Source organism: Luteibacter yeojuensis (genome assembly GCF_011742875.1).
Lineage (GTDB): Bacteria > Pseudomonadota > Gammaproteobacteria > Xanthomonadales > Rhodanobacteraceae > Luteibacter > Luteibacter yeojuensis.
Genome location: NZ_JAAQTL010000002.1, coordinates 145,943 through 162,701, shown reverse-complemented (window position 1 = coordinate 162,701; position 16,759 = coordinate 145,943). Strand labels below are relative to the sequence as shown.

Annotated in this window: 22 protein-coding genes and 1 tRNA gene; 11 read left to right on the top strand and 12 right to left on the bottom strand. The window is 66.9% G+C overall.

Translation table 11 applies throughout. The features are described from left to right. Positions 1 to 179: 179 nt before the first annotated feature. Together HBF32_RS15670 and HBF32_RS15665 are read right to left on the bottom strand one after the other, a co-directional pair. On the bottom strand, positions 180 to 1,217 hold the full coding sequence (locus HBF32_RS15670) for a proline iminopeptidase-family hydrolase (RefSeq protein WP_166700723.1): 1,038 nt from the start codon (positions 1,215 to 1,217) through the stop codon (positions 180 to 182). A 185-nt stretch (positions 1,218 to 1,402) separates the two neighbouring features. Then, positions 1,403 to 2,233: an endonuclease/exonuclease/phosphatase family protein gene (locus HBF32_RS15665; protein WP_166700722.1), complete on the bottom strand. Its 831-nt coding sequence runs from the start codon at positions 2,231 to 2,233 to the stop codon at positions 1,403 to 1,405. A gap of 140 nt (positions 2,234 to 2,373) precedes the next feature. Between HBF32_RS15665 and HBF32_RS15660 the strand changes: the two genes are divergently transcribed. The 4 genes from HBF32_RS15660 to HBF32_RS15645 all read left to right on the top strand — a co-directional run bounded on the left by HBF32_RS15660 (position 2,374) and on the right by HBF32_RS15645 (position 4,315). Next, on the top strand, positions 2,374 to 3,264 hold the full coding sequence (locus tag HBF32_RS15660; RefSeq protein WP_166700721.1) for a patatin-like phospholipase family protein: 891 nt from the start codon (positions 2,374 to 2,376) through the stop codon (positions 3,262 to 3,264). 85 nt (positions 3,265 to 3,349) lie between these two features. Beyond that, positions 3,350 to 3,817, top strand: a complete 468-nt coding sequence (locus HBF32_RS15655; RefSeq protein ID WP_166700720.1) for a hypothetical protein — start codon at positions 3,350 to 3,352, stop codon at positions 3,815 to 3,817. A gap of 10 nt (positions 3,818 to 3,827) precedes the next feature. Next, entirely contained in the window at positions 3,828 to 4,079 is a 252-nt protein-coding gene (locus tag HBF32_RS15650) for a DUF3606 domain-containing protein (RefSeq protein ID WP_338039813.1), read from the top strand. Further along, the gene (locus HBF32_RS15645) at positions 4,076 to 4,315 is read left to right on the top strand and encodes a hypothetical protein (RefSeq protein WP_166700718.1); all 240 of its coding nucleotides are present in this window, start codon (positions 4,076 to 4,078) and stop codon (positions 4,313 to 4,315) included. The genes HBF32_RS15650 and HBF32_RS15645 overlap by 4 nt, the downstream gene beginning before the upstream one ends. Before the next feature lie 27 nt (positions 4,316 to 4,342). Here HBF32_RS15645 and HBF32_RS15640 read toward each other — a convergent pair whose 3' ends face one another. From HBF32_RS15640 to ftsY, 7 genes are all read right to left on the bottom strand, one after another. Beyond that, a complete protein-coding gene (locus HBF32_RS15640) occupies positions 4,343 to 4,561 on the bottom strand; it encodes a hypothetical protein (RefSeq protein ID WP_166700717.1) in 219 nt (72 codons plus the stop codon). Positions 4,562 to 4,719: 158 nt separating this feature from the next. Continuing rightward, a tRNA-Phe gene (locus HBF32_RS15635) sits at positions 4,720 to 4,795 on the bottom strand. 66 nt (positions 4,796 to 4,861) lie between these two features. Next, positions 4,862 to 5,188, bottom strand: a complete 327-nt coding sequence (locus HBF32_RS19155) for an EF-hand domain-containing protein (RefSeq protein WP_338039812.1) — start codon at positions 5,186 to 5,188, stop codon at positions 4,862 to 4,864. A 22-nt stretch (positions 5,189 to 5,210) separates the two neighbouring features. Then, positions 5,211 to 5,489 carry an oxidative damage protection protein gene (locus HBF32_RS15625; RefSeq protein WP_166700715.1) on the bottom strand — a complete coding sequence of 93 codons (279 nt, stop codon included), beginning with the start codon at positions 5,487 to 5,489 and terminating at the stop codon, positions 5,211 to 5,213. Continuing rightward, entirely contained in the window at positions 5,486 to 6,532 is a 1,047-nt protein-coding gene (gene mutY / locus HBF32_RS15620) for an A/G-specific adenine glycosylase (RefSeq protein ID WP_166700714.1), read from the bottom strand. The genes HBF32_RS15625 and mutY overlap by 4 nt, the downstream gene beginning before the upstream one ends. Beyond that, positions 6,529 to 7,566: an AsmA family protein gene (locus HBF32_RS15615; protein WP_166700713.1), complete on the bottom strand. Its 1,038-nt coding sequence runs from the start codon at positions 7,564 to 7,566 to the stop codon at positions 6,529 to 6,531. Before HBF32_RS15615 ends, mutY begins: the two co-directional genes overlap by 4 nt. Positions 7,567 to 7,595: 29 nt before the next feature. Continuing rightward, complete coding sequence (gene ftsY, locus HBF32_RS15610; RefSeq protein ID WP_166700712.1) at positions 7,596 to 8,735, bottom strand: signal recognition particle-docking protein FtsY; 1,140 nt, start codon at positions 8,733 to 8,735, stop codon at positions 7,596 to 7,598. 64 nt (positions 8,736 to 8,799) lie between these two features. Here ftsY and rsmD point away from each other — a divergent pair, with 64 nt between their 5' ends. The 7 genes from rsmD (at position 8,800) to HBF32_RS15575 (ending at position 14,491) form a co-directional block, all read left to right on the top strand. Continuing rightward, positions 8,800 to 9,369, top strand: a complete 570-nt coding sequence (rsmD, locus tag HBF32_RS15605) for a 16S rRNA (guanine(966)-N(2))-methyltransferase RsmD (RefSeq protein WP_166700711.1) — start codon at positions 8,800 to 8,802, stop codon at positions 9,367 to 9,369. 26 nt (positions 9,370 to 9,395) lie between these two features. After that, positions 9,396 to 9,899 carry a pantetheine-phosphate adenylyltransferase gene (gene coaD, locus HBF32_RS15600; RefSeq protein WP_166700710.1) on the top strand — a complete coding sequence of 168 codons (504 nt, stop codon included), beginning with the start codon at positions 9,396 to 9,398 and terminating at the stop codon, positions 9,897 to 9,899. 16 nt (positions 9,900 to 9,915) lie between these two features. Further along, positions 9,916 to 10,419, top strand: coding sequence for a hypothetical protein (locus tag HBF32_RS15595; protein ID WP_166700709.1), 504 nt, complete (start codon positions 9,916 to 9,918; stop codon positions 10,417 to 10,419). 121 nt (positions 10,420 to 10,540) lie between these two features. Then, complete coding sequence (locus HBF32_RS15590; protein WP_166700708.1) at positions 10,541 to 10,795, top strand: YfhL family 4Fe-4S dicluster ferredoxin; 255 nt, start codon at positions 10,541 to 10,543, stop codon at positions 10,793 to 10,795. Positions 10,796 to 10,873: 78 nt separating this feature from the next. Further along, entirely contained in the window at positions 10,874 to 12,577 is a 1,704-nt protein-coding gene (ggt, locus tag HBF32_RS15585; protein ID WP_166700707.1) for a gamma-glutamyltransferase, read from the top strand. 10 nt (positions 12,578 to 12,587) lie between these two features. Next, a complete protein-coding gene (locus tag HBF32_RS15580; protein ID WP_166700706.1) occupies positions 12,588 to 13,451 on the top strand; it encodes an MBL fold metallo-hydrolase in 864 nt (287 codons plus the stop codon). Next, positions 13,448 to 14,491, top strand: a complete 1,044-nt coding sequence (locus HBF32_RS15575; RefSeq protein WP_166700705.1) for a TMEM43 family protein — start codon at positions 13,448 to 13,450, stop codon at positions 14,489 to 14,491. Before HBF32_RS15580 ends, HBF32_RS15575 begins: the two co-directional genes overlap by 4 nt. 122 nt (positions 14,492 to 14,613) lie before the next feature. On the opposite strand, the gene HBF32_RS15570 is transcribed toward HBF32_RS15575, so the two are convergent. The 3 genes from HBF32_RS15570 to flgM are packed head-to-tail and all read right to left on the bottom strand — an operon-like array spanning position 14,614 to position 16,686. After that, positions 14,614 to 15,885: an EAL and HDOD domain-containing protein gene (locus HBF32_RS15570; protein ID WP_166700704.1), complete on the bottom strand. Its 1,272-nt coding sequence runs from the start codon at positions 15,883 to 15,885 to the stop codon at positions 14,614 to 14,616. Positions 15,886 to 15,937: 52 nt separating this feature from the next. Beyond that, the gene (locus HBF32_RS15565; protein WP_166700703.1) at positions 15,938 to 16,381 is read right to left on the bottom strand and encodes a flagella synthesis protein FlgN; all 444 of its coding nucleotides are present in this window, start codon (positions 16,379 to 16,381) and stop codon (positions 15,938 to 15,940) included. Beyond that, on the bottom strand, positions 16,378 to 16,686 hold the full coding sequence (gene flgM / locus HBF32_RS15560; protein ID WP_166700702.1) for a flagellar biosynthesis anti-sigma factor FlgM: 309 nt from the start codon (positions 16,684 to 16,686) through the stop codon (positions 16,378 to 16,380). The genes HBF32_RS15565 and flgM overlap by 4 nt, the downstream gene beginning before the upstream one ends. Positions 16,687 to 16,759: the final 73 nt, after the last annotated feature.

The window sequence follows — 16,759 nt, the reverse complement described above, 5'->3', positions numbered from 1 at the left end:
GCGCGCCACGGCGCGTCGATAACCGGACGATGTTGCCAGAAAGCGGTCTCAGGAGCGAAGACCGGCAAGCGCGGGACAGCGGATCACCTGTGGGAGCCGGCTATGCCGGCGATCCCGCGGCAACGGGCAAGCTCGCCGCGGGCACTCATCGCCGCTGAAGCGGCTCCCACACAAGGCACTCAGTTCAGCGGCTTGCCCGCGTCCACGTCCTTCAGGAACGCGACCAGTCCGGTGAAATAGGTCTTCTGGTCGTCGTACATCGCCAGGTGCCCGCCCTGCGGGCAGAGCAGGAAGCGTGCATCGGGCATCTTCTTCGCCATGGCCGCCATGTACTTCGGGTCCATCGTGTCGTACTGCGCGCCGATGACCAGCGTCGGCACCTTGATCCTCCCGAGGTCGCGGCTGCGGTCCCAGTGCAGCAGCTTGCCGCTGGCGCCCAGTTCGCTGGGGCCCTGCATCGACACGTAGATCTGCTGGTTGATGTGCCCGAATGCGCGCTCGACGGGCTCCGGCCACTGCGCCGCGGGCATCCGGAGGATGTGCTTCTCGTAGTGCATCGGCATCAGGATGGCCATGTAGGCCGGGTCGTCGGTCCTGTGCTCCGCTTCGAGGCGCTTGATCTCGGCGAGCTTCTTCGGGTCCATGGAAGGCATCAGCACCTTCTGGGCGTATTCGTTGTACGCCGGGATGCTGTCCATCATGTTCGAGATGACCAGCCCCTTGAGGTGCTGCGGGTACTTCAGCGCGTACTCGATCGCGAGCACGCCGCCCCAGGAGTGGCCGAGGAGGTAGAAGTTGTCCTTGTCCAGGTGCAAGGCCTTGCGCACCTGCTCCACTTCGTCGACGAAGCGGGGGATTTCCCACAGCGAAGGATCGGTCGGCTTGTCGCTGAAGGCCGAGCCGAGCTGATCGTAGTAGTAGTACTCGATGCCCGCACCCGGGAAGTAACTGTCGAAGGCTTCGAAGTACTCGTGCGTGGCGCCCGGACCACCGTGCAGCAGGAGGACCTTGATCGTCGGATTGTTGCCGACCCGCTTTGTCCAGACCCGGAACTTGCCCTTGGGCGTGTCGATGACGATGGTCTTCTGGCCACCGGAGAGGACGTCGTCGCGGCCGGTGTTGTCGAAGTAGGAGGCAGGAGCGCTGGCAGGCGGCGTGGCGGCGTGTGCGCAGAAAGCGGCGAGGGCGAACAGGGCGGCAACGAGAAGTCGGCGCATGGGACGTACTCCGGCTAGGGTGCGGACATCATCCACGGCTCTGCCCCGCACGGGCAAGTCGAGGCCTCGAAGGCACCCGGACCGGTCACCCATGCAGGAACCGCTACGGCGGCGAGGAACCCTCGCGAAACCGCGGCGAGATTTCCCTCGCCGCCATGGCGGCTCCTACAACGCCGCAGCCGTCGTCAGAGGTCGAAATCGGCTTGCACGGGAAAGTGATCGGAAGGATAGCGGCCATCCTTCGACGTAGTGATCGTCTCGATGGACTTGGCGGTGACGCCGCTGGAGAGTATCCAGTCGATCCGCTTCGTCGCCTTGCCGGTGAAGTCGTGGAAGGTCTCGGCCGGACCCTCGCGCTTCGGGGCGGTATCCCATGCGTCTTTCAGCGATGCCGTGATCACCTTGTGCGATTCACCGCCCGGCACGGTGTTGAAATCGCCGGTCACGATCACCGGCACGCCTTTCGGCAGCTTGGCGATGAACTCCGCCAGGAGCCTGGTGCAGCGTGTGCGGACGTCTTCGTCCTGGTCGCGATAGGGTAGATGGGTGTCGAGCAGATAGAAGCGTTTGTGGTCGGACAGCCGCTCGAACAGGGCCCAGTTCACCATGCGCGGCATGATGTTGCCCCAATCCATGCTCGCGGGCTTGTCGGGCGTGCTCGAATACCAGAAGTCGCCGGACTTGACGAGTTTCAGGCTGTCCTTCCTGTAGAAGATGCCCATGTGTTCGTCGGTGTGCTTGCCGTAACGGTCGCGGCCGAACCATGTGTACTCGGGCAGGCGTTGCACCGTGTCGTCGCCCTGCTGCTTGTACAGCTCCTGCGTGCCGATCACGTCCGGATGCATCTGGCGGATGGTGTCCGCGAAGAGGTCGCGCCGGAATTCCCAGCCGTTGGGACCATCCTTGCCTGTCATCGTACGGACATTGAAGGTCATGACCTTGAGGTCCGCGGCGACGGAAGGCAGCGCCAGTGCGGCAAGGACGGCGGCCAGGGCGATTCGGGAAAGACGAGTCATGGGCATCGGCTTCTACTGGATGGTCTCGCGACTATAACGGCGCGCGGAAGCTGTTGTCGTGACGTTTCAGCCAAGTCGCAAGAAAATGCTTTCATCTTCATGCGATGCTCGCGCTTTTCACGACCAGGGAAGGAGGCGGTATGCGCGGTGGAGTGCAGGACGTGGGGGCTTACAACTTCGATGAAACGAAGACGCTGGTGTTCTCCGGTGGTGGGAATCGGTGCTGGTGGCAGGCGGGGGCGGTTCGACGACTGCTCGATCACGGCCTGGCGCTTCCGGGGCAACTCGTCGGCACCAGCGCCGGCGCCGCCGTGGCTGCATCGTTCCTCGCCCAGGGCGACGGGACGGCCCTCGAGGCCTGCCTGCGCTTGTTTGCCGGGAACCCAAGAATCTTCGACTGGTCTGGGCTCGCTCGGCTAACGTTGAAGTTCGCGCACCAGGAGGTCTACCCGGCATGGATCGATGCATTCATCAGTACGAAGACATTCGATACGCTGCGCCATGCGTCGTCGCGCCTCGTGGTCGGCTTGACGCGACCGGCACGCTTGTTGGGTACAGGGGGATCCGTCGTTGCCGGAACGCTCGCGTACTTGTTCGACAGATACCTGTGGAACAGCATCCATCCGCGGCTTCCCGCACGAATGGGCCTGCGCCAGGACTTCATGGTGCTCAACGACTGCGCGGATATCGAGTCGGCGCAGTCGTTGCTCGTCGCCGCCGCATCCGCGCCGCCCTTCATGTCGGCACGCCATGTGGGTGGAGCGCACGCCATTGATGGCGGCTACACCGATAATGCCCCGATTCCTCGTCAGTCTGACGGTGAGCGCGCCGGCACCCTGGTGCTGCTCACCCGCCACTATCCAGCGCTGCCCATGCTCTTCAAGTGGGAAGGTCGGACCTACTGGCAACCGAGCCGGCGAATTCCCGTATCGACCTGGGACTGCTCTCCAGGGACGACGGTGCGCGATGCGTACGCCTTGGGGGCGCAGGATGCGGCTTTTTTCCTGAGCCACAAGGTCGCGGACGGCTGATCGCCGGATGCGCATGACGAATTGGCCTTTCCCTGCGGTTATCATCGACGGTCGCGGACCGCGTTCATGCGGTCGGGAGGCTGGAATGACGAACGATCCGAGCGCGTGCACCGCACCGGCGAATGGCCGCAAGATCGTATTGGTCGTGGTCGCGGTGGCCTTCATCGCGTCGGCGACGACGGCGATGCTGGCCTTCACCGCCTCGCATCGTGCGCGCGACAGGGATGCGAAGGCGCTTGCGGCCGATACGGCGGACCTGCGTGGCGAATTGAACATCTGGCACGCGCAGCTGGCCGACGCCCGGGGTGCCGCACCGGCTTCGCGTGGTCCTTACCTCGACAGGCTGGTCAGCCGCACCAGGGAGCTGTCCGCGTGGAAGCCGCGCACTCCGTGCGGCCGGGATGCCCGCGATCGGTTGGTGAGGGCGATGGAGGATCGCGCGCGGGTCTTGCTGAGCGATGCCGCCGACGCGAGTCTGCCCGGGGAAGGCCAGGTGCTCGAGACGGCATTGAGCAAATGCGAGGCCGAAAGGGGCAGGGACGTCACGATCTGATCCTCTCGGCATGGGCTGTTACGCCCGCATAACATGGTTCGTGGTAACGGTGGCTCTCCAGCAGAGGCTACCCATGAACAGCGAGATTGTCGTTGCCGCGCCATCCGACCTGACACGCGTGAACGTGGCACTTCGATCCGATATCCGTTATTGGACCCGCGTTCTGGGCGTCAGCGAGCTGGCATTGCGCAGCGCCGTCAAATGCGTCGGTGAACACTCCTGGGACGTTAGGGCGGAACTTCGCCGCAGGCGCCGCCCGTGAACGACGAAGGCAGGCCGTTCCGCATCTTCATCTTCTATCCCGGCATGAACGAACGGGTGTGGCGAGTCGTCCTGCCCGGCGGTGCGAAGCATCTGTTTCCGACCGAGGGCAGGGCGGTGGAATTCGCCCTCGCTTCCGCGTCCTCGGTGACGACAGGACGCATGCGACGTGTGGAGGTACTGAAGGAAACGTTGTCGGGCGGCTGGATGGTTCTCGCGCGGCCGGCGGCCATATAGCGCGATGGGTTGACGCGCGCTCGCGATTCAGCCGCGGCACTGAATCATGATGTCCCGCTTGGGCATGATGCCGTGCGCCGGCGTGTAAGGCTTGGCGCTGTAATTGACCTGGGCCCCCTGGATGCGATCGACGATTTCATAGGATCCGTGGCACAGGCCGGCGGCCTTGTTGTAGCAGTCGCTCATGTCCTGCGAGCCGCTGTCGCAGGACACCAGGTAGCCCTGGTCGCCTTCGGGATGCGTCATATGTCTTGTTCCGGCGCAACCGGCCGAAAGAACGGCTACGAAGCCCAGTAGAGCGATTCGCATACTTCTTCCCCTGAATGTTTGCGCCAGCACGCGCGCAGATGAATGCGCGACGCGACGAAGATGCACGATTTTCCGTGAAAGGGGAAGTTGGGAAATGGTGGCTCGGGACGGAATCGAACCGCCGACACGGGGATTTTCAATCCCCTGCTCTACCAACTGAGCTACCGAGCCACAAGTGCCTGCAACGGTCGTTGCGGCGAGTGGAGCCGCGTATTAGACCGGAGTCGAAAAGGTTCGTCAAGGCTGTTCGGGCGTCCCGGCGGGGGGCTTCGGCTGCGACCGCATCAGCATGGCCGCGATGTAGGCATGGACGTCCGATTTGGTCACGAATCCGGTGTGGCTCTTGTCGATGGCGTCGAAGTTCGTGGCGATGAAGGCGACCGGGCCGGCCTGGGCTTCCTCCTTGCTGAGCTTCCCGTCGCGGTTCTTGTCCGCCACGTCGAAATTCTTGTCGAGGGCCATGACGCTGCGATGGATGCCGCTCAGGCCAGCCTGGGCGAACGCGAACGACGGCAGGGCCACGGCGAGCAGTGTGGCGACGGACAGCGAAATCGGTCGGATCACGACGAACTCCTCCAGTTGAGTATCACTTGCCCGATTCGGGCGGGACGTATCCGGCGGGCTGGGCGACATCGCCGCCGAAGAAATACTTTTCCATTTCGCCGCTCAGGAACTGGCGCGTCTTCGGATCGAGCGGCGAGAGGCGCATCTCGTTGATCAGCATGGTCTGGTGCGAGAGCCACCCGGCCCAGGCTTCCTTGGACACGTTATCGTAGATGCGCTTGCCGAGCTCACCCGGCCAGGGGGCGAAATCGAGGCCTTCGGCCTCGCGGCCGAGTTTTATGCAATGGACCGTGCGGGTCATGGGGCGATCTCCGGAAGATTGGCCAGCAGCGTCCGCACCGGGGCCGGCAGGCCGAGCGAGGCGAGTTCCTCGCGATCGCACCAGCGGCGGTCGTCGCGGTCCGCCACGGTGGCGAGCGGGGCCGCATGGTCGAACAGGATGGGCGATACGTCCAGCCTGTAATGGCTGAAGACGTGGGTGAAGGCGGGGAGCGGGTCGGCCTCGCCGATGCGCGCGAGGCCGGAGGCGACCATGCCGGCCGCATCGGGATCCGTCGCTTCAGGCAGGCTCCACAGGCCCGACCAGACGCCCTGCGGCCCACGCTTCTCGAGCAGCACGCGGCCCCGCGCGTCGCGCAGGAGCAACATGGCGAGCGAGCGGGTGGGAATCTTCTTCCCGGGTTTCGCGGTGGGCAGCACGCCGGTGAGTCCGTCGCGGTGGGCGACGCAGGTTGCCGCCTGCGGACACAGAAGGCAGAGCGGCTTCGCCCGCACGCACACGGTGGCGCCGAGGTCCATGATGGCCTGCGTGTAATCCGCGATACGCTCGGCCGGGGTGTGTTCGGCGGCGTGGCGCCAGAGTTGCTTCTCGATCGCGCTCTCGCCGGGGAATCCGGCGATGCCGTGGTAGCGAGAGAGCACCCGCTTGACGTTGCCGTCCAGGATCGGAAAGCGCAGCCCATGCGCCTGGGCGAGGATCGCGCCCGCCGTGGATCGCCCGATGCCGGGGAGGGCCATCAGGGCGTCGAGCTCGCGCGGCAGTTCGCCGCCATGCCGCTCGACGCACAGCTGCGCCGCGCGGTGCAGGAAGCGCGCGCGACGGTAATAACCGAGGCCGGACCAGAGGGCCAGCACGGTGTCCTCGTCGGCCGCGGCCAGCGAGGCGAGCGTGGGCAGGCGTTCCACGAAGCGCTGGAAGTAGCCGACGACGGTGACCACCTGTGTCTGCTGCAGCATGATCTCCGAGAGCCACACCCGATAGGCGTCGCGCGGATGCTGCCAGGGGAGGTCCTTGCGTCCGTGGTGGTCGTACCAGCGCAGCAGTTCGCGGGCGAAGACGTTCATGGCGCGCTCGCGGTGGAAGCGGCTTCCGCGGGTACCGACGGCGTTGCGCGGATGCGCAGGCCCTTCATGTGCACGCTGCCGATGTCGAGCGTCTTCGCCTCGATCGTGCCCAGCAGCGGCGGCAGCGTGGGCGGACCGCCGGACTGGATGCCGCTCCACCATTCGGTGAAGCCGATCGGGGGTACCCGGATATCGGTGCGGTCGTTCTCGCCGTCGAGCTTCAGGGCCACGTAGAGCGGGTCCCGCTGGTTCGCCGGGGTGATCTTGAGGAGCATCCCGTAAGGTGCGCCCGCCTGGCGCGTCACGCGCCCCGAGAGGGAGGCGCCCACGTCGGCGCCCCCGCGCCAGGTGGCGTCGCCGCGCAGGCTGGCGGTGAAACGCGGCTCGCTGGAGAGCCGCAGTTCGGCGTCTTCGAGCGTGAGGACGCCACGCGCGAGTACGGGTGTCGTCTCCAGTTCCAGGGCGTAGGAGGTGCCGTCCGCGGTCCTGGCCGCGAGGGCGACGGCGAAGGGAAGGCCATTCGCGAGCCGCCCCGCATCGATGTCCACGTCGGAGAGCAGCAGTTCATTGCCGCGCAGCAGGGTGCCGCGTTCGATGCGGAATCCCGCGTCGACCGCCGGCAGGATCGCGCCCGCGGTCGACGGACGCGAGGGCAGGGTATCGAGGTAAGCCGCGAGCGCGTCGAGGTCGATGCGCGCGCCTTCCACTTCGAGGCGCGAGATGCGTGCCTCGCCTCCCATCAGGGTGTGCCAGGGCAGCACGAGTTTGCCGCGCGAGGCCGCCAACAAGGGCGTGCCGGCGCCGCTGGCGCGCACGCTCACGCCTTCGAGTTCGAGCGCGGGCTTTGGCCACAAGGTGGGGCTGGCCGGATTGGCGAGGGTGAGTTCGAGCCCGACGGCGCGGGCGCGCGATTGCAGGAGCGACGTGAAGCGTTCCGGTTGCAGCAGCACGTACATGGCGACGAACGCCGCCAGCAGGACGACGACGATGAGACCGCCGCCGGCATAGAGCCCGATCCGCAGGGGGCGGGTCATCGCCGCGATCCTTGCATCGGCCGTCTCACTCAGCTTCCGATGCTGGCCGGAAGCAGGCCATCCACGAAAGCCTCGGCGTCGAACACGCGCAGGTCGGTCGCCGTCTCGCCAAGGCCCACGTACCGGATGGGAAGACCGAACTCGCGGGCCAGCGCGAACATCACGCCGCCCTTGGCCGTGCCATCGAGCTTCGTGACGACGAGGCCGGTGACGCCGGCGGTGTCGCGGAACTGGCGGACCTGGCTGATCGCGTTCTGCCCGGTCGTGCCGTCGATCACCATCAGCACCTCGTGCGGCGCGCTGGCGTCGAGCTTCTTCATGACACGGCCGATCTTGCCCAGCTCGTCCATCAGGCCGCCCTGCGTGTGCAGGCGGCCGGCCGTGTCCGCGATCAGCACCTGGGTGCCGCGCGAGCGCGAGGCCTGCAGCGCGTCGAAGATCACGCTGGCGGAGTCGGCATCCTGGCCCTGTGATACCACGGGTACCTTGTTGCGCTCGCCCCACGTCTTCAACTGCTCAACCGCCGCCGCGCGGAACGTGTCGCCCGCCGCGAGCATCACGCTGCGGCCTTCGTCGGCGTAGCGCCGGGCGAGCTTGCCGATGGTGGTGGTCTTGCCCACGCCGTTGATGCCCACCGTGAGGATCACGAAAGGCGTGGCGGTGGAGACATCGAGCGGCAGCTCGACGGGCTTCAGGAGGGCGACGAGCTCGGCGCGCAGGGCCTTGAGCAGGGCGCCGGCGTCGGCGAACTCGCGCTTGTGCATGCGCCGGCGCAGGTCCTCGACCAGCCGCGAGCTGGCCTCGACGCCCACATCGGCGGTGATCAGCGCGGTTTCCAGTTCGTCGAGGAGGTCGTCGTCGAGCTTCGGATGGCGGACGAAGAGGGACGTGAGGCTCTTCGCAAAACCGCTGCCGGACAGGCGCTCGCGCCAGCCGCGCCGCGCCGGCTGTTCCGCTTCGCGGGCGGCCTCGACGACGGCGGACTCCTCGGTCTCGGGCTCGACCTCGGGCGCATCGGGCTCGGGCTGCGCCGTTTCCGCCAGCGCCTCCGAGATGCCGGCGGTGGCCTCGGCGGAGGCGGGATCGGCCATGCGGTCGGCACGGTCTTCCGGTACCGCGGGCTCCATGGCCGCCGGTTCGGTGGTCTTCTTCTTCCAGAACTTGAGCATTGCGCGAGGGATTCAAAGACAATACGCGAATGCTATCACCCTCGCCCTCACTGGCCGCTGAGCGATGACCGCTCCCGGCCGCATCCGCGTCATCGGCGGATCCCTGCGCAATTCGCGGATCGAGGTGCCCGACCTGCCGGGACTCCGGCCCACGACCGACCGTGTGCGCGAAACACTGTTCAACTGGCTCCAGCCCGTGGTGGAAGGCGCCCGCTGCCTGGACCTGTTCGCCGGCACCGGCGCGCTTGGCCTCGAGGCGCTGTCGCGCGGCGCCGCGGCGGTCACCTTCGTCGAGCGCGAACCGCGCCTGGTCGCGGCGCTGAAGGCGAACCTCGTCCGGCTGAAGGTCGCCGCGGAGGTCGTGGGCGACGATGCCACGCGCTGGCTGCGCGGGCGCGCACAGCCTTTCGACCTCGTCCTGCTGGATCCGCCGTTCGCGCTCGATGCGTGGACCGATACGGCGCGGGCCCTCGAGGACGGCGGTTGGCTGGCCCCGCGCGCATGGATCTACGTGGAGGCGCCGCGTGGCGCAATCTTCGCGCTGCCCGACACCTGGCTTCCTCATCGCCAGGGTCAGGCTGGGGATGTCGCTTACACCCTCTATCGCCGCACACCGGCCGATCCGTTAAGCTAGCCCGCGTTTCCTCGACCCGCCCGTTCATGACTCCTTTGCCGGCCAATCCACGTCTCGCCGTCTATCCCGGCACGTTCGATCCCATCACGAACGGTCATGCCGACCTCGTGTCCCGCGCGGCGCCGCTGTTCGATCGGATCGTGGTGGCCGTGGCGGAAAGCCGGAGCAAGGGTCCCGGGTTCAGCCTCGGCGAGCGCATCGCGCTGGCGCGGCTGGCCCTGGCCGACCTGCCGAACGTGGAAGTACGCGGCTTCGATTGCCTGCTCGCCCACTTCGTCACGGAGATCGGCGCGGGGGTGATCCTGCGCGGACTGCGCGCGGTATCGGACTTCGAATACGAGTTCCAGCTTGCCAGCATGAACCGTCACCTGATTCCCCAGGCCGAGACGCTGTTCCTGACGCCGGCGGAACAATACAGCTTCATCTCCTCTTCGCTCGTGCGCGAAATCGGTCGTCTCGGTGGCGACATTTCCGGATTCGTGCATCCGGCGGTGCAGCAGGCCATGCGTCAACGCTGGCGCAACTCTTAACCTAAAGGTGATCATCATGCGTAAGCTCATCCTCGCCGCGTCCGTGGCCCTGACCGCCACGCTGGCCCTCTCGGCCTGCAACAAGTCCGAAGACACCGACCAGGCTGCCACGCAGCAGGAAGTGGCCGTCGCGAAGCCGACCAACCCGGCCGACACCAAGGCCTGGAGCCAGTACTTCGGCCAGATCGTGCGCAAGAACATGCAGGGCATGACGGCCGACCGCCCATTCCCGTACTTCGTGCCGGCCGGTGACGACCAGGCCGGGCAGGACGGCCGCGCCCGCCAGCTCGAGAACGTACAGGGCACCGTTGCCCGCGGCGTCACCCCGGGCAACATGCTCGTCTTCGGTGGCCCGGAGTCGGCCAAGACCGCCGATCTCATGGTCGAGGCCTTCAAGGGCGCGAACCCGGGCTCGTTCAAGAACGTGATCGTGCTCTTCATCGGCGACCAGGCCGACCAGCAGCGCGTGGCCGACGCGGTGGCCCCGAGCGGCGCCACCTTCCGCTTCGTCGCGATGTAATCGTTGGAGCCGCTATAGCGGCCGGAAGTCTACGGAGCGAATAGGCGGCGAGGCCGGTTTCCCTCGCCGCCCTGGCGGGTCCTGCCGTGGCGCAGGGCCCGGCGGGTGCTAAAATGCCCGCATGTCCTTGATGATCCTCGACACCTGCGTCAACTGCGACGTCTGCGAGCCTGTGTGCCCCAACAAGGCCATCTCGCTCGGCGAGCAGTATTACGTGATCGATCCCGACCTCTGCACGGAGTGCGTCGGCCACTTCGACAACCCCCAGTGCGTCGAGGTCTGCCCGGTGGAGTGCATCCCGCACGACCCCGACCGGATCGAGACCCGGGAACAGCTGATGCTCAAGTACGAGCACCTGATGGCGAAAGCCTCCTAACGGCCGCGGGTTCTCACGCTTCCACGCGCGTCATGGGTTAATCTCAGGGATAGAGATATCCCTTCCGGAGAGTTTCCCATGCTTCGTGCTCCGTCGTGGCGCGCGCTCGCCGCGAGCTTCCTTCTCGTCCTCGGTACCGGCCAGGCCGCCGCGCTCGAAGCGCCGGCCGCAGCCCCCAAGGGCCCCGGTCATGCCGCCATCGCCAGCGCCAATTACCTCGCCACGAATGCGGGCTTCGAGGTCCTGGGCAAGGGCGGCAACGCATTCGACGCCGCCATCGCGGTGGCGTCCACCCTGGCCGTGGTGGAGCAGCAGAGCTCCGGCATCGGCGGTGGCTTCCTGGCCCTGCTGCATCGTGCCTCCGACCGGCGCGACATCTTCATCGATGCGCGCGAGACGGCGCCGAAAGCGGTGGACATGAAGGTCTATGTCGGCAAGGACGGCAAGCCGAACCGCGACGTGTCCACCACCGGCCCGCTTTCGGCGGGCATTCCGGGCGAACCGGCCGGACTGGCCTGGATCGCCGCCCACTACGGCAAGCTGCCGCTGTCCGTGTCGCTGGCGCCCGCGATTCGCATCGCGAAGGAAGGCTACCGGCCCGACAAGCGCTTCATCGGCGCCATCGAGGACCGCATGGACGCCCTCGCGCGCTATCCGGCCTCGGCGGCGATCTACCTGCCCGGCGGCAAGCTGCCGTCGGAGGGTTGGACGCTGCGTCAGCCGGAACTGGCCCGGACGCTCGAACGCATCGCCGCCGGCGGCGCCGACGGCTTCTACAAGGGCGAGACGGCGAAGCTGCTGGTGTCCGCTTCGCGCAGCGCGGGCGGCAATTGGACGGCTGCCGACCTCGAAGCCTACAAGGTGAAGGAGCGCGAACCGCTCCGCGTGGACTACAAGGGCTATCGCATCGTCACGGCGCCGCCGCCGTCTTCCGGTGGCGTCGCGATCGCCGAGATCCTCAACATCCTCTCCGGCTACGACCTGACGAAGCTCGATGCCGCGCATGCCGCGCACCTCACCATCGAATCGATGCGCCGCGCGTTCCGCGACCACAACGAATACCTGGGCGATCCGGACTTCGTGAAGATGCCGCTCGACATGCTCCTGTCGAAGTATTACGCCGACGGCCTGCGCGCGACCATTTCCCCGGACAAGGCCACGCCCTCCGACCTGTTGCCGACGGCGATGGCGCCGGAACCGGGCATGCACACCACGCACTTCTCGGTGATCGACGCCGACGGCAACATGGTGGCCTCCACGCTTACCGTGAACCTCGAGTTCGGCTCGGCCTTCGTCGCCAAGGGCACCGGCGTCGTGCTCAACGACGAGATGGACGACTTCGCGCTGGTGCCCGGGCAGCCGAACGCCTTCGGCCTGCGCGGCGCGCTGGCGAATGCGCAGGAGCCGGGCAAGCGCATGCTGTCCTCGATGTCGCCGAGCTTCGTCTTCGGTGCCGACCGCACGGCGGTGATCGGTTCGCCCGGCGGTTCCACGATCATCACCCAGGTGCTCGAAGGCATCCTGGCCTTCGTGGACGGCAAGAGCGCGTCGGAAATCACGGCGCAGAAGCGCTTCCATCACCAGTACCTGCCCGACCGGGTCGACGTGGAGCCCGGTGTGTTCGACGAGGCCACGACCAAGGCCCTCACCGACATGGGTCACGTCTTGCGTAACCGCTCGCCTTGGGGCTTCATGAACGTCGTTACGTGGGACCACCGGACGAACACGCTGGACGCGGCAAGCGATCCGCGCCGTCCGTCGGGCCTCGGCAAGGTGCAGTGAGGCTGGCGGCATGAAACTCTGGTCACTGATCGGCAATTCCCAGCGGCTCGACGGCGGCGCCATGTTCGGCAACGCGCCGCGCGCCATGTGGTCGCGCTGGATCGAGCCGGACGCGCAGAACCGTATTCCGTTGGCATGCCGCTGCCTGCTGGTCACCGGCCTGGACGGGCGTAACGTGTTGTTCGAAACGGGCATCGGGGCGTTCTTCGATCCGGCCATGCGCGAGCGCTACGGCGTGGTCGAGGACCGCCATGTGCTGCTCGACTCGCTGGCGGAGGCCGGCCTGGGACACGAGGACATCGACGCGGTGGTGCTGTCGCACCTGCATTTCGACCACGCCGGCGGGCTGCTGGCGCCCTGGGCCGAAGGCGAGCCGGCACGCCTGCTGTTTCCCAAGGCGCGCTTCATCGTGGGTGCCTCGCATTGGCGACGCGCACGCGATCCGCATCCGCGCGACCGTGCCTCGTTCATTCCGGACATCGTGCGCCTGCTCGAAGAAAGCGGGCGGCTGGAACTCGTGGAAGAGGGCGGGCTGTCGTCGCTGGGCGACGCGGTGCGCTTCGCATTCTCCGAAGGCCATACGCCGGGACTGATGCTCGCCGAAGTAGGCGGCGTGGCGTTCTGTGCCGACCTCATTCCCGGCCGGCCCTGGGTGCACCTGCCGGTGACGATGGGTTACGACCGGTGGCCGGAGAAGCTCATCGACGAAAAGAAGGCCTTCCTCGACGACAAGATCGCCCGCGGCATCCGGTTGTTCTTCACCCACGACCACGGTTGCGCCGTGGCCGGCGTGACCAAGGACGACAAGGGCCGCTACGTCGCGGTCGATGCGATGGAACGCATGGCCGGCGTCGATGCCCGGGTGGCGGCATGAGGAACGGCGCGCGGCACACGGGGGTGGCCTGGAGCGCCCGGCTGGCCGGTGCGGCACTGCTGCTCGTCGGCCTCGGGCTCATCGCCTGGAACGAACGCCGCGTGATGGATTACACGGCCGCGATGACGCGTCACGGCGCGCCGATTCTCGACCTGGGTGCCGGTGGCCGTCCCGCGGCGGGGCAGTACGGCGCACTGACGAGGGTCAGCGGCATGCCGCTGATCGTCGACGCGCCGAACGATTCCGAATTCAACGTACGCGCCAACGCACCCATCCTCATCCGCCACGTGGAGATGTTCCAGTGGCGCGAGATCACCGTCGGCGGTGCCACGCACTATGAACTCGACTGGGTGGATCGTCCGATCGACGCATCGGACTTCGCCAGGCCCGCAGGGCATGTGAACCCGGGCGCGTTTCCTATCCAGGGGCGCGAGTTCGAGGCGGGCCAGGTGAAGCTGGGCAACTTCAAGCTCTCCGAGCGTATCCTGCGCGCCTTCCCTGGCCGCGTTGCCGTGCCGCCCGACGAGAAAGCGTTGCCGCCGAACCTCGCCGCCACGTTCCAGCGCTCGGGCGATGCCCTGGTCACCAGTGTGAAACCCGTCAATCCACGGCTCGGCGACCTCCGCATCAGCTGGGAAGCCGTTCCCCTTCAGCCGATGACCGTCCTGGCACGTATCGACGGCGACACGCTGGTGCCGGCGCCCGATCGCGACGGCGGCAACGGTTTCGATGTGCAGGTCGGCGAGCGCAGCCTGCTCGACGTGCTGCCCGCGCTGCCCGAACCACCGCAGGCGGTGCTGCTGGTGCGCCTCGCTTCGTTCCTGCTGGCGATCGCCGGCGCCTGGTTCCTGGCCGTCCACAGCCGGTTCGACCGCGACCTGCTTTTTTCCGTCGGTATCGGCGTGATAGTGGTGTCGGCAGTGGCCGGCGTCATGTGGCTCGGGGGCGATGCGATGTCGGCGAGCGTGTGGCTGCTCTTCGCGGTGCTCGGCGCCGGGTTGGCGATCTGGCGCGTGCAACAACGCACGGCGCCCCCTTAGGCGCCTTTGCGTGGGCGCCGCTTCAGCGGCGATGGGTGCTTGCGGCAAGCGTGCCCGCCAGCGCGAGATCGCCGGCATAGCCGGCTCCCACAAGGGGCCTGGTCTGGCTCTTACAAGGTACTTCAGGCTTCGGCGGTGGCCGTGCCGTCGGCGAACGAATAGACGTGGTCGGCCCAGGCGGCGGCTTCGACGTAGATCGTCGCCATGGCGGCCACGTGCTGTTCGCGCAGCGCCGAGTCGCTCTCCAGTTCGCCCTGTTCCCAGTGACGGATCTGGTCGAGGATCGATGCGAACGGACCGGTGCCGTCGAGCAACGCCTCGCGGATCTCGATGGCCAGCGGCAGGTGCTCCAGCACATAGGCCATCGACACGTTCATCAGTGTGTCGAGCAGCGAGAACAGGCCGGCCGTGAATGCCATTTCCTGGAGTTCGGGTTTCACCGCGCGAGCGAGCTTCTCGCACATGTGCGCGCGGATGAGCGCGAGGCGCAGCAGTTCCGGCGGACGTTCGTCCATGCCGGAGACGGCCATGGTGAATATCCAGTTGCGCATGCGGTTCACGCCGAAGAACACCGCCGCCTGTTCCACCGACTTCAGTTGGCGGGGCAGGGCGAAGTAGGCGGAGTTCACGCAACCCAGGAGCTTGTAGCTGAGGATGGCGTCGTCGCGGATGATCTTGCCCAGTTCCACCGGCCCGTTGTCCGGATCCTGCAGGGCGCCCATCAGGCGCAGGACGCCGAGCTTGCTCGGGGTGAGCCGCGGCATGTCGACCCGCTCCGGACGGAGCAGGTACTTGCCCTGGAAGCCGTCGACTTCCTGGTCGGCATAGTCGACGAAGGTTTCATGGGTGTCGACGCCGGTGACGATCACCTTGACGCCGAAAGCATGGACGTAATCCATGTGCGCGCGCGCCGCGAGCGGGTGGCGATGATCCACCGCCACCTTGGCGAACTGCACGATGCGCAGCAGCGCGTCCACGCCGGCCCGGTGTTCCGGGTCGGCGGGCAGGTTGAAGTCCTCGAGCATGAACAGGCAGCCGTGGCCCTTCAGCTCGCGCAGCTTCTCGAGGAGCTGTTCGTCGGTACCCACGTCGGCGCTGATGCTGGCACCCAGTCGGGCGTTGTGGCGCAGGATGTCGGCGTGTTGCAGGAGCAGGTCGCGCGACATGTGCAGGAAGGCGCGGTTGTCGCGCACCAGGCGCTTCAGGCTGCCATCGGCGATGGCGCTCAGCGTGGCCTGCGTATGCGCGAGTGCCGCGGCGTCGATGTCGCTGCCGATGGGGCGTGGGAACAACAACTCGTACGCGAACAGCGATTGCTTCCTGTCCAGGATCGGCACGCGGACGATGGGGAGGATGCCGTCGTCATTCACTGCGGTCAGCTGGGTTACTGCCATTGCCTACTTCTTGCATCGTGTGGGGGGATGGAGTGTCGCTGTTTCGTGGCGGTCAGACCTGTGCAAGCGTCGCGGAACGGAGTTTCACCTTCGCCACGCCGTTGGGGCCGTAGGTGGAGCCCCCTGGCGTCTCGCCGGTCAAGACCGCGAGCGCCTGGCGCACGTGACTCATCCGTTGGCCGACGATGCGGCCATTCACCTCGTTGATGTTCCTGCACTCGCGCAGGCGTTCGACCGCAGGTGCCCAGCGCGGATCGCCGAGGCTGTCGATACCGGCGGCTTCGCTCAGCTGCCGGCGCTCGACGTCGAGCTTCTCGATGCGGTCGAGCAGGTTGCCCTTGGCCCGGCCCGCGGTCTCGAGTGCCACGGTATCGCCCTGGTCGAGCGCCATGCGCTCGTCGATCAGGCTGGCATGCAGGGCGTCGACCTCACCGGCGAGTTCGCCCATGACGGCGGCGAGCGCCGTATCGAAGTCCTGGCCCAGCGGCCGGCTCATGCCTTGACACCGCCCATCTGGCCTTCCATCGCAAGAAACTTGCTGGCGATGGCCTGGGCGTCGGGCTTGTAGGTGCCATCGGCGAGGCGGGAGCGGATTTCCTCCACGCGCTTCGTATCGATGCCCTCGCCGCGGCTGGCGGCGTCGAGCGCCTTGGCCGAGTCGGTGATCTTGACGCTGTCGTCGCTTGGACGCACCGTGCCCGCGCCTTGCGCGGACCCGGCCGAGCCGGCGGCGGAGTGCTGGGAGCGCAGCTGGACCTGGGGCTGCGGCGCCTGGAGGCCGGGTTTGATGGTGTTCGTCATGGGTATATCCCTCGGAGCTTTGTTCCGTCAGAGCCTGTATCGGCGGTCCATCGGCGAACTTTAACCGGGCCTA